Origin of the sequence: Aquibacillus halophilus (genome assembly GCF_009649745.1) — a bacterium.
In the GTDB taxonomy this organism is placed as follows: Bacteria; Bacillota; Bacilli; order Bacillales; family Amphibacillaceae; genus Aquibacillus; species Aquibacillus halophilus.
Window position 1 is genome coordinate 101,843 of the sequence record NZ_WJNG01000001.1, and the last position, 12,494, is coordinate 114,336.

The following is a 12,494-nucleotide window of genomic DNA, read 5'->3' on the forward strand; positions in this document are numbered from 1 at the left end:
TTTTCCCATAATTTGTGATATATTTACAGGGATACATAAAATAAACTAAATGGTGATTATATGAAAAAGTTTTTTATTGTAATGCTATCTTTTCTCGTTCTTATATCTATTATCGTTGCAGGTAATATTCATTGGAATAACAAGATTGCAGAGGCTGGCAAAAATGCAACACCTGAAAATCAACAGGCGGACACTATCGAAGAAAACGAAGATGAATCTTCTTCAACTATTAAGGAAATAACTGCCACTGACAATGCTTGGTTGTACACTCATGGCAATTGGGATGTTGTCGAAGTCGATGGTTGGGGAAAAGTAATGCAAGGTACCTTTAGTAGTACGGGTAATCCCGCATATGACAGAAGAGCAAAAATTTCTACAGACAGTAGTTTTGTTACGCTTAAACAACGAAAAACTGGTGGGACAGTTTCCGTGTTTGTTGATGGAGAACTTGTAGTGACAAATGAACTAGCTAGTGATGGACTGGAAAAAGAGATAGAAATATACACCGGTAGCACTGGCTGGCATGAGATTGAATTAGCATTCTCTGACGTCCCTGAGGTTTCTGGTATCTATATAAGTAAAGATGCTGAAGTCAGACAACCGGAAACAAATGAGGAAAAACTAGTTGTAATTGGCCACAACTATGTACAAGCCGAGACAAATGAAGAGTTTCACTTTACTAATCTTATAGAAAATGAACTAGGAATTGAAACGGTTAATCAGGGTATTAGTGGTACAGATTTAAATGTTAACTACCCAGAAGACCAAGAAAATAGTGGGATTAATAGAGTGGAAGATGATGTGATAGCAGAAGATCCTACAGGGGTACTTGTGGTATATGGAGCAAATGCTTTAGGATATTCAGATGATGGTACGATGAATTATTCAGCATTCTATCAAGACTTTGTTCTGTTTTTACAAGAAATTAAAAACGGTTTGCCTGACGTTCCGGTTTATGTTAGCGGATTAATATCCACTCCTAACCTAAACAATCAGATTGTACAACGCTTAAACCAAAATATACTTGCTGCATCTTGGGAAATTGATAACTCTACTTTTATTGATTTGTCTGGATACTGGGACTCTAGTAATTATACTAATTATTACACAAATGACTATTCTAGCCTTACCGTTGAAGGTCACCAATTTTTAGCCGACCAGTACACCGAAGCAATGGAAACTGACAAATCAACTCAGACGCCTGAATAAGGCGTCTTTTTTCATGCAAGGGTCATGCAAGGAGACGGTTCTTTTGCCTCCGTCCAGCTTCCAAAACTAGCCTTTTGTTTAGGGTCTCCTGTAATCGATTTAGGAATTTTATCATTAAATACAAAGGTGGATCACAAGGTACCAAACCGACATTAAAAAAGACGCAAAAGAACCGTCCCCAAAAACACAAAAAATGAATCATTATACCCATTTAAGAGCAAATTTCTGAATCATCATGGAAATTCAATTAATTTTTTGGAGAAATAATGATTATTTTGTCGTTTTTTGTAATAAACGCATCTTTATACCTGCTTTTTCTGGTCTTTTGGGACTAGTGACAAAAGTTAGTAACTACTCACGAATTAATTATTTTACTGTATAATTACCTTCATAGGGCTTAAGGAGTGATGAAAAAATTCATATAGGACATAGGATTCGTATAAGAAGAAATTTAAGAGGAATATCCTCTAATGACTTGTCCCGTGGAATTATGTCCTTATCCAAATTAAGTAAGATTGAAAATGGGCACGGCACCCTCACTTCAGTACAACTGGGTTCCATAGCTAAAAGGTTAGAGTTTCCTTCAACTTTTTTAGTTAATTTAGAGATAGAAGATGATAATCTACTTTATCTCTTAAACCAATTATTTCAATACGCTGTCCTGGACAATGATAAAGCTCAGTCTATTGTTGAATTAATTGGTTCGAATTATTATGAGTATTTAATAAATCCTAAAATGGAATGTTACTTTCTGATTTTAAAAGCCACATTTTTATTAAAACGGAATCGTCTTGATGAAGCTGAACATATCGATAAAAATTATTTGCAACTCTATTTAAGTGGTGAACATATAGAAGAATTACCTGTGAACTTTCAAAGTGCCATATATTACTACTATGGAGTTTATCATTATAACCACTATAATTATGCTCATTGTCTGGAGAACTTTAACAAGTTAATAAGCATGGTTGAAAATATAACAATTAAAGCTGCAATTATCTATAACACTGGAATAATTTTTAAAAGATTGAACAGGCCACAAGAGGCGATTAGTAAAACAAAAGAGAGTATCACTTACTATGAAAGACTTAATTCTCCATATGATGTAGCCTTATCTCTCAACTTAATTGGCGATTTATACAGAGAAATTAATCTTCCAGATGAAGGAAAAAAAGAACTAAACAAAGCCCTAATAATCGCTGAGAAAAACGAATACTTAATTCTATCAGGATATATTTATCACAACTTGGGACTAATTGCTAGAATGGAGGCGAATTACGAAGAAGCAAATACATATTATCTTAAAGCAATAAAAGTAAAAGAGATAACAAATGATAGCGACCTTGTAATTACGTATTGTGAATTTATCGAATGTAAATTAATTGAGGGAAATTTAAATGATGCAACCAATTTTTTCCTCGAAGCAAATTCATTGGATATTGATGATAAGGATCATCATTATCTCATGTATGCTTATAACGAATATAATTTGAAAACCAATAACAGTTCAACGTATGTAAACAATTTAAAGCAATTAATTTCATATTTTGAAAAAGTAAACAACCCTGTCTATTCAGTTAAATGCTACACGAAATTAGGAAGGTACTATTTTCAGAATAGGAAGTATAAAAAAGCTTCAGAATATTTTTATAAAACTTTGGTAATGGAAGGTATAGGTGATTTACATGAAGAAGATTATTAATTTACTACTATTTACCCTGATTTTAACTGTTGGAGGTTTTGCGGGTACTACAAATGAGACAACTGGAGACGACCAACTTGCGAAGGAACCCCTATTAGTTGAGAATCCAGACACTGGAATTTCTGTCAACGCTAGCCGTGGCGAAGATGGCGGAATAAAGTAAATTCAATTCATGCAAGGGGACGGTTCTTTTGCTTCCGTCCAACTTCCAAAACTAGTCTTATTATTAGGTCTTTTGTAACTGATGCGGGAGTTCATTCCCACTACAGAGATAATTTAAACCATAACAAAAAAGTGGGGCTGTTAAAGTCCCCACTTTTTTTGTTGTGGTTTAACCCCTTATCTCCTTATTAGCAAGAAAAAACTCAATTAACATCAAAAAAGACACAAAAGAACCGTCCCTACGTACTTTCCAAAAATTACCTTGTCTTGTTTTGTCGAATTCATTGATTACTTGTAAATATCTTTTATAATTGTAATATAAAGTAAAATTTTACGACAAAGGCAAACTTATCGAAAGGTAAGGACGCAAAGCTAAGGCCTAATGCTCATTCAAGCTATGGCAGTCTGGTTACCGAAGAAAAATGAACAATAAATTGTTAGGTTCAATATTCTTTAGGAGGCGGACTAGCATGGGAGAATTTTTAAAACGAATCATTAAATGCCGAATAAGAGGGATTCATAAAATTGGAATGTATGACGGAGTGTGCGTTAGATGTAATCAGACGGTTCGCCGTTCATAATTTTATTTAAATTTAGTTAGATGAGGCTGTTACCAAGGTAACCGCCTCTTTCTTTTAGTTTAAAATCTGAGTTAAGGAAGACGGGATACCATCAAGTGCTTCCAAATCCAAAATAAGATGGTATAATAAGCACAAGCCTTCTCATGCCCTCTAGTTACAATGTTACATTGCTACTAATCCAAAAAGCGGGGAGAGTTTAATATGTCAGTGAAAAACAATGTTATTGATTTCAACGACTTTAAACGGAAAAGAAATGGATTAGAAAAACCGATTTTTGATGAACCGGCAAAAATTTCTCTCAGTAATCCGAGCAAGCCTAACACGTACGGAAAGTACACGGTAGTTTGTAATTTTGTTCGGTACGACCGTCAATTTTTGGCATTAGAGTGTGAGGACAAACCAGAAAAACAGTATCTTATAGTAGAAGGGATCTTGGAGAATGGCGCTTTAACAAAAGTAAACCCGATTAACGAAGCGGAGTACCCAGAAATAGAAGCACTATTCAAGAGTATTTTCTCGAAGATTAACAGTGGAACAGACTCAACTAAAAAGAACTATTTAAAGTTAGCTAGCAAAAGGCTATGAAATACAAAGTGAAGCAAGAGGACCCGCTTAGGTTCTCTTGCTTCTTTTATTTAAAGAAAAAAAGGTATCGCTAAAAGCCGACACGATGTTTCCTATTAGTTATTAAGACTATATCTATAATCGTATCCTAAATAGAAAATAAATTTTTTTCAGATTCCGGTTGAACCATAAAAGACACCCGAGAACCGTCTCCGTGATTCACCTTTTCAAAACCAGAGCATATAATTTTATTTCGTCCTTGGTCCTTTGCATAATACAGTCGTCTATCCGCTTCATCGATTACTTTTAGGATGTTGTGTTCAAACTCGTTCACTTCCACAACGCCTCCACTTATGGTAATCAAAATCTCTTCGTCTTTATAAGTAAAACAATAGGACTCTATCTTTTCGCGGACCTTTTCCAATATTTTAATAGCTTCTTGCTTCTCTATTCTTTTGAATATTAATAAAAATTCTTCTCCACCCCAGCGGGTAATTGATACTTCATCTGGAACATTACTAGTAATAATAGAGGCCATTTGTTTTAATACTTCATCCCCGCAAAGGTGGCCATATTTATCATTTACTGTTTTGAAATCATCTAAATCACAAAATGCGACAGTTATTGGGTACCCTTCTTCTTTTGCTAATTTAGTCTCTTCTAAAAGGATGGTTTCACCAGCATGTTTGTTAAAAACACCTGTAAGATGATCGGTTTGCGATCTTTTAATCGTCTGTTTTAATTGATTCTGATGCAATAACACACCGAAACCTAAAATACCATAACTAACAGCATATACACAGCCCTGATACCAGTCGGAAATATTGCTACTATCCATTAAACCTATATTAAGAAAAGTGAATAAAGAGGCTAGTAGGGCAACCAATAATGTACTTCGCTTTTTCAAGGTATTCGTGTGTAAAGCAACTAAAATTATCATCGGCAAGTAGCATAAAGGATAGAACGGGCTTTCTGTGTGACCTGATAAGGCTACCATAAAATAGGATATAGATAATTGTATTATTATTATCGTCATCATTGCAAAGTAATTTTTAAAATATTTTATTAATAGGGCTTGTAGAATCATGATAGATACGAATAGTAGTATTAGCCACCATGAACGTGAATTACCCCAAAAATAGATAACAACTAAGAGATAAAGGATACTTTGAACTAAAGAAAGAGCGCCCATTATATATTCCTCACTGGTTTTATTAACTTTAGCCATATTCATCCCACTCTCATTTTTTATCATTCAAAAATTATTCCGGCTATAAGTCCATAAAGCCTCTCTGTAACCCAGCTATAAAAGTTCATAAGAACCTGTTACGCGACTTTGTTATTGAGACTTTAGTACTAGTGCAACTTTAATGTTAGTAGTAATATTTTACCATTTATTGATAAATAATACAAACGCAACCTATCGGAGTGAACTAGTAAATAAGAGACCTTGATGGCATGAAAAAATTGAATATAAAGAAAAGCAAGAGGACCTCGGCAGGTTCTCTTACTTTTTATCTGAAATATACACGATAGTTTAAAAAGAAACACCTAACCTCACCTCGATTAACATGCAGGAGAAAGACGCAAAAGAACCGTCCCTATGATAAAAATTTAGCGCAATCCTCTGCTGTTAGGGGTTTGCTGAAGTAGTATCCTTGGACGTAGTCACATTCTTCTTTGAGAAGGATGTTTATTTGTTCTTTGGTTTCTACGCCTTCTGCTGTTACGGTTAATTCTAATGAGTGAGCCATGGCGATGATAGCTCTAACTATGGCGGCATCATCTTTATCCATATCCATATCTCGAATAAAGGATTGGTCAATTTTAATATCAGAAATTGGTAATTGCTTTAAGATTGCTAAAGATGAATAGCCTATCCCAAAGTCATCAATGGCGATGTCGATACCAAGCTCACTTAGTTCAATTAGCATACTCATGCTATTCTCTACGTTCAAAATCGCGGTGCTTTCCGTAATTTCCAAACATAGATTGGCAGGTGGCAATTGAGTCTCTTCTAAAATCGATTTGACTATCTCTACAAAATCTTTTTGTTGTAGCTGTTTTGCTGAAATATTAACAGAAACAGTTGTACATCTAAATCCCTGATCCAGCCAGCTTTTGTTTTGTCGGCATGCTTCTTTCAGCACCCAATATCCAATCGGTACGATCAGCCCGGTTTCCTCCGCAAGTGGAATAAATTCTAATGGAGATACAAGACCTCGGTCAGGTGACTTCCAACGTACTAATGCTTCAAATCCAATAATCTGATTCTTCTCTAGATTAAATTGTGGCTGATAATTCAAGACGAATTCACCATGTTCCAACGCTTTACGCAGCTGATTCTCCATCGTAAAGCGTTCGACGGTTAGTGAATTTAACTCTGATGAATATATTTCCATTTGGTTTTTACCGTTTTCTTTGGCTCTGTACATAGCCATGTCTGCACAACGAGTTAATTCATCAAAATCTTCACCATTATCCGGATAGACACTAATTCCGATACTAGCTGATGTAAATACTTCATGGTTTTCGATATTAAAAGGTTCCTCGAACTTTTGAATTATTCGGTTAGCAACAAGATGCAACTCGTCAATATCATGAATGTGAGATAATATCACGATAAATTCATCACCGCCCAATCTAGCCACTGTGGAATCGTCATAAATTCCTCTTGAAATTGTGTCGGAGGAACGTATCGTATTCTCTAAGACCTGGGCAACCTTTTGAATAAGTTTATCTCCTGCTTGATGACCGAGTGTATCGTTAATGACTTTAAAGCGGTCCAAGTCAATCAATAAAATTCCTAGCTTATACTGGTAACGACTCGCTTGCTCCATATATAACCTCAAACGATCACGGCCAAGTTCACGGTTGGGAAGTCCGGTTAATCCATCATGAAAAGCGAGGTGCTTGATTTGTTCTTCGGCCAATTTTTTCTCAGAGATGTTAGTAATCGAGCCAATTATCCTTATAGGTTGTCCGTTCTGATTACGGATAGAGTCTCCAGTCACATAAACCCATAGTACTTCTTCATTCTTACCCTTAATACGGAATTCAATTTTTAAATAATCTCCTTTTTCCGTGTGCATCTTAAAGCAGTTTTTTACTCGATAGAAGTCTTTAGGATGAATTAGTGTCATGAAGGATTCATAATAAATTGGTAATTCTTCACCTATTAAACTAAATATATCATTGCTCCGAACATTCCATTGAATTTGGTTCGTAGTGATATCCCAATCCCATATCCCGTCGTTTGTTGTTGTAGATACTATTTCTAATTGCTCAGCAATCAACCGTATTTGTTGAAATAATTCATCACGCTCGAGCGCTGAAGCGGAAATGGTGAAGCTTACCTGGGTTATATCTGCCGAAGAAATTAATACTAGTTCATCCACTGGTCCTACAATAGCTACAAAACCCCAGTCTCCCCTCTCGTTTTTGACTGACTGAACACGAATAAATTCATTATCTCTAATCTGGGGAAGATATTCTATTGGCGGAAATTGTTCAATCGGGACTCTTAAACCTATTGGTGGAGCAGGATCCCCCTCTTTACTGTATGCCTGCGAGATTATAAGGTTTTCTTGTTTGTCCCATAACGCCAAACATCCCCAGTGGGTTTTTCCACCGAACATATTGGAAAAATTAAAATTCTTCTCTCTCGTGGCAGAAGCCCATCTTTCAACAAATTGACTATAGCGCTTAATAATGTTATCTAAAATTGTGTTCGATTCGATTAATTGTTTTTGCACATCGATTGTCTGCTCGATTTGAGGGATATCTTTACAACCACAAGAAACACGAGTAACAAGCGTTGTCGGTATTTTTGTAACTGTTTTTTCGATGGTTTCTCCGTTAATCTGTCGATACAGAACATCAAAACCTGCTCGAGCTAAATCCTCAAATGATTGGCGTACCGTCGTTAGCGGCGGATTGAAGGTTGCAGCCGGGGCCAAATCATCAAATCCAATCACTGCAATATCTTCTGGAATTCGGTATCCCGCTTCTTGGAGTTTTTCAATCACTCCCATAGCATTTAAATCAGTTGAAGCGAAAATAGCTGTAAAGTCGATTCCTTTTTCTAACATTGCTTCTGCCGCGAGATAGCCACCCTGTCGTAAGGCATCATTAACATGAAACACCAACTCATTATCCTGCTCAATCCCGCCATCAGAAAGCGCTTCCAAATAACCTTCAAATCGTTCCATCAGATCTAAGTGCTCGTTACCTCCAACAAAAGCAATTCTTTGATGACCATGATCTTTTATCAAATGAAGAATTGCTTCCTTAGTCGATAAACGATTTTCAATAACAACGGAATGACACTTAATAGAGTCTTCTTTGTAGCCAATAGTTACAATTGGTTTACCAGATGTTTCTAGCTTTTTAAGTAGCTCAGGGGCGATTGGTAGTACGGATTGTGGATTGGTCATTAGTAGCCAACCATCCATTAAAGATGTTCCTACTTGATAATGAAAAGCTACTGGGTTTTTGAGGCTAGCCCTAGCTTGAATCGTAAACATTGTCGTATTATTTTTATTAGCTTCATTCAGTAGTTCTACAAAGATTTTCCCATAATAATCACCATCTAAAAAAGGAGTTAACAAACTGATTCGTGTATTGGTGTTCATAGACAGGTACCTCCATAACAATTCTCTATATTTTCACAAAAATCTAGTCTTATAGTATATATTCGACACTTTCTGTGAAATTCCTCCTAGGCCTTTATAACTAATTAAAATTCATAGGGACGGTTCTTTTGCTTCCTTCCTACCAAACATTAAGTTAAGTACTAGTCTATCCGGCATCACAAAAGTTTTGATAGAGTGATTCACCCTGCACTTTTGAGAGGCTTTGAATCTATAATAGTTGGTTAACCAATAAGAGATTTACTATCAAAACTAAAAATGACTGTCTCTTTTTACGAGACAGTCATTTTTAGTTTTGATGCAAAGGACACAAAAGAACCGTCCCTAAAGTTTTTTTCTTGTTTCTTCTCTTAAATGTTTTATATCAACCCATTGTCGTGATTCTGCGGATAATTGGATGGCTTCTAATACAGCTTGGTTTTTGGCGCCATCTTCAAAGTTTGGTTCTGGGCTATATCCTTTTTCTATCCCTTTCATTAACTCAGAAAATAGATTTAAAAAGGTATGCTCGTAGCCAATGATATGTCCTGCTGGCCAGTAGTTACTCATGTAAGGATGAGATTCTTCGGTAACATTAATTGTTCTAAAGCCTTGTAGGCCTTCTTCATCATCTGCAAAGAAAACCTCCAAATTATTCATGTTTTCTAAGTCCCAACGGATTGATCCTTTTTCTCCATTAATTTCAAAACGGTTTCCATTTCTATTTCCACCAGCAAATCTAGTAGCCTCAAATGTACCTAACGCACCATTTTCAAATCGGCTCATAAAAATTGCTGCATCGTCTACGGTGACTTCACCCATTTGTTCTGCTTCAGAAGTAGTACTACTTAAACCACCACTCATTTCACCTGAAGGACGTTCTTTAATAAATGTCTCAAGCATCCCGTTTACTTCTCTGATTTCCCCAACGAGGAAACGGGCAAGATCAATAATATGGGCTCCAATATCACCTAAAGCACCTGAACCAGTAACCTCTTTTTTAAGTCTCCAAACCAGTGGGAATGATGGGTCCATGACGAAATCTTGTAAGTATTGAGCACGAACATGATAAATTTTACCTAACCTGCCTTCATTAATTAACTTCTTAGCAAATTGGACCGCTGGTGCAAAACGATAATTGTGAGATACCATATGGACAGCTCCAGATTTTTTTGCAGCTTCCAACATACGTTCAGCATCAAGTAACGATAATGCTATAGGCTTCTCGCAAAGCACATGTTTTCCGGCTTCAAGTGCCGCAATCGCCATTTCGGTATGTGTGTTGTTCGGTGTCACAATATCTATTAGATCGATATCATCACGTTCTATTAATTTTCTCCAATCTGTTTCATAGGACGCATAACCCATTTTATCCGCAGCTACTTTGACCGCTTGTTCATTTCTACCTGCGATTGCCTGTTGAACGGGTTGATAGTTTAAGTCGAAAAAAAATGGAAGGTCTCTGTAAGCATGACTGTGGGCTTTTCCCATAAATTGATAGCCAATCATACCTACTCTAACCTGCTGTTTGTTTACGCCCACCACATTTCACCAAGCCTTTCTTTTATAATTAACCCTTTTAGTAGTTCAGCAGCTTTTGAGAACCCTTCATCGACAGACATTAAACTATCTTCGTGCTCAATGCTAATTACACCCTCATACCCAACTAGCTGTAAGGCACTTATTATATTTCTCCAAGTTTCTTCACCGTTTCCATAACCGATGGTACGGAAAATCCATGAACGGTTCAGTTCGTCACTATAAGGTTTTGTATCTAAAACCCCATTTATTGCGGTGTTTTGAGGGTCAATACTTGTATCTTTTGCATGGAAATAAAATAAAGCGTCATGCTTTGCAATTTCTTTTATCCCAACAACCGGGTCCATGTTTTGCCAGAATAAATGACTTGGATCAAAATTGACACCTATGCTTGTTCCACATTCTTCTCGTAGCTTTAAACATGTCTCGGTGTTATACACTACAAATCCTGGATGTGGTTCAATTGCCACTCTGACACCATGGGCCTTCAAAAATTGATCTTGTTGTTTCCAGTAAGGGATAACTTTTTGCTCCCATTGCCACTTTAAAACCGTTGGGTGGTCCTCAGGCCAAGCAGCAGTAACCCATACTGGATATATAGAATGCTCCGATTCACCCGGACATCCTGAGAAGGTAACGACCGTTTCAACACCTAATTTCTCTGCTAGCTTAACAGTATTTTCAAATACTTGATGATCATTGTTCGCAATTTCGGTATTTGGATGAAGTGGGTTTCCATGGCAGCTAAGTGCACTTATTTCAAGGTTTCTTTTGTCAAATGCTTCTTTGAATTGTTGAAGTTTTGCGGGGTTTTCTAATAATTCTACCGGATTACAGTGAGCATCTCCAACATATCCTCCGGTGCCAATCTCTACAGCTTCTAAACCTTTTTCAACTACTAAATCTAATGCTTCTTCAAGTGAACGATCGCCAAACAACACTGCAAAAACGCCTAATTTCATATATAATCCCTCCAAATAATTTTTCAAAAAATTTAACAGGTAGATTCGTAATAATTCAATAGTTTGTTAGTAGTAAAAATTTACTATTTTCCATCAGTATCAATCAAAAAAACCGCTTTCCTTCTATATATTACATTTACTATACTTTCGGTTTATCATGATGGGTTAACCAGATGTTTTGTAACTTAAAAATTAATTAATTTACCTCACTTATTACAATAAAGCCCTAATCAAAAGAAGGTGGGCTTATTGTAATATCGTTTTTAACATTAATGATTTGAAATCAAATTCCTGAGAAAATCATGTCCATCCTTTGCCAATTTGTCTTGACTGGTTTCCAATGGTCTCCATATTGCTGCAGCCTTTGCAATTTCAATTACACCAGGTGTAAAAGATTCTATAGTCAAAAAGCCTTTATAATTAATATCACTTAAGGCTGTTTTAATCTCTTCCCATTGAACAAGACCAGTTCCAGGCGTACCTCGATCATTTTCACATGCATGAAAATGCTTTAAACGATGTCCAGCTGTACGAATAGCTTCAGGCATATTTTTCTCTTCAATTCCCATATGGAACGTATCTAAATGTATTCCTAAATTAGGATGATCTACAAGATCTACTAGTTGAACTGCTTGTTCTACTGTATTAACAAAATCTGTTTCGAAACGATTAAGTGGTTCTAAACCCAAAGTTACACCATTTTCCCTAGCAACTTCGGTAATTTTCTTCATTGCATTGAAAAAGTATTCTTTTTCAATTTTTTTCTCTTCTTCAGTAGTAGGTCGAGCTTTTCCAACAGCAGAATAGATCGGACCTGCAAAAAGAGAACCACCTAGTTCTCTAGTATTCTGAATGGTTTGTACTACATAATTCATTGCGTTTTCTCGAATCTTCTCATCTTCATGGATCAAATCACGGTCTGGGCCAAATGCACCACAAACCGTAACTCCCATATTAGCTTCTTCTAGTTCTTTTCGAATCTTTTTCGTATCAAGAAGACTCCAATCTTCAGCTGCAATTTCGACTGCATCAAAGCCAATCCCTTTTGCTTTCGGGATAATTTCTAGTAATCTCTCTGTTGTTAACGGAGAGCACCAGACCCACGTATTCACACCAATCTTCATTTCCATACCTCCATTGTTAC

The 12,494-nt window shown here is 36.3% G+C and carries 9 protein-coding genes and 1 riboswitch; of the genes, 4 read left to right on the forward strand and 5 right to left on the reverse strand.

From position 1 onward, the window contains the following. Window positions 1-60: 60 nt before the first annotated feature. The 4 genes from GH741_RS00460 (at window position 61) to GH741_RS00475 (ending at window position 4,239) form a co-directional block, all read left to right on the forward strand. Entirely contained in the window at window positions 61-1,209 is a 1,149-nt protein-coding gene (locus tag GH741_RS00460; protein WP_153734812.1) for an SGNH/GDSL hydrolase family protein, read from the forward strand. A 490-nt stretch (window positions 1,210-1,699) separates the two neighbouring features. Next, window positions 1,700-2,911 carry a tetratricopeptide repeat protein gene (locus GH741_RS00465; protein ID WP_153734813.1) on the forward strand — a complete coding sequence of 404 codons (1,212 nt, stop codon included), beginning with the start codon at window positions 1,700-1,702 and terminating at the stop codon, window positions 2,909-2,911. Further along, entirely contained in the window at window positions 2,895-3,074 is a 180-nt protein-coding gene (locus tag GH741_RS00470) for a hypothetical protein (protein ID WP_153734814.1), read from the forward strand. The genes GH741_RS00465 and GH741_RS00470 overlap by 17 nt, the downstream gene beginning before the upstream one ends. Before the next feature lie 330 nt (window positions 3,075-3,404). After that, a riboswitch (cyclic di-GMP riboswitch) is annotated at window positions 3,405-3,490 on the forward strand. Window positions 3,491-3,855: 365 nt separating this feature from the next. Then, complete coding sequence (locus tag GH741_RS00475; protein WP_153734815.1) at window positions 3,856-4,239, forward strand: hypothetical protein; 384 nt, start codon at window positions 3,856-3,858, stop codon at window positions 4,237-4,239. A gap of 127 nt (window positions 4,240-4,366) precedes the next feature. Here GH741_RS00475 and GH741_RS00480 read toward each other — a convergent pair whose 3' ends face one another. From GH741_RS00480 to GH741_RS00500, 5 genes are all read right to left on the reverse strand, one after another. Beyond that, window positions 4,367-5,473 (reverse strand): GGDEF domain-containing protein, encoded by a 1,107-nt coding sequence (locus tag GH741_RS00480; protein WP_153734816.1) that lies wholly within the window; start codon window positions 5,471-5,473, stop codon window positions 4,367-4,369. A gap of 346 nt (window positions 5,474-5,819) precedes the next feature. After that, a complete protein-coding gene (locus tag GH741_RS00485) occupies window positions 5,820-8,852 on the reverse strand; it encodes an EAL domain-containing protein (RefSeq protein ID WP_153734817.1) in 3,033 nt (1,010 codons plus the stop codon). Window positions 8,853-9,194: 342 nt separating this feature from the next. Continuing rightward, window positions 9,195-10,358 (reverse strand): Gfo/Idh/MocA family protein, encoded by a 1,164-nt coding sequence (locus tag GH741_RS00490; RefSeq protein ID WP_153734974.1) that lies wholly within the window; start codon window positions 10,356-10,358, stop codon window positions 9,195-9,197. 23 nt (window positions 10,359-10,381) lie between these two features. Next, window positions 10,382-11,350 (reverse strand): sugar phosphate isomerase/epimerase family protein, encoded by a 969-nt coding sequence (locus GH741_RS00495; protein ID WP_153734818.1) that lies wholly within the window; start codon window positions 11,348-11,350, stop codon window positions 10,382-10,384. Window positions 11,351-11,619: 269 nt separating this feature from the next. Continuing rightward, entirely contained in the window at window positions 11,620-12,474 is an 855-nt protein-coding gene (locus GH741_RS00500) for a sugar phosphate isomerase/epimerase family protein (RefSeq protein ID WP_170287520.1), read from the reverse strand. Window positions 12,475-12,494: the final 20 nt, after the last annotated feature.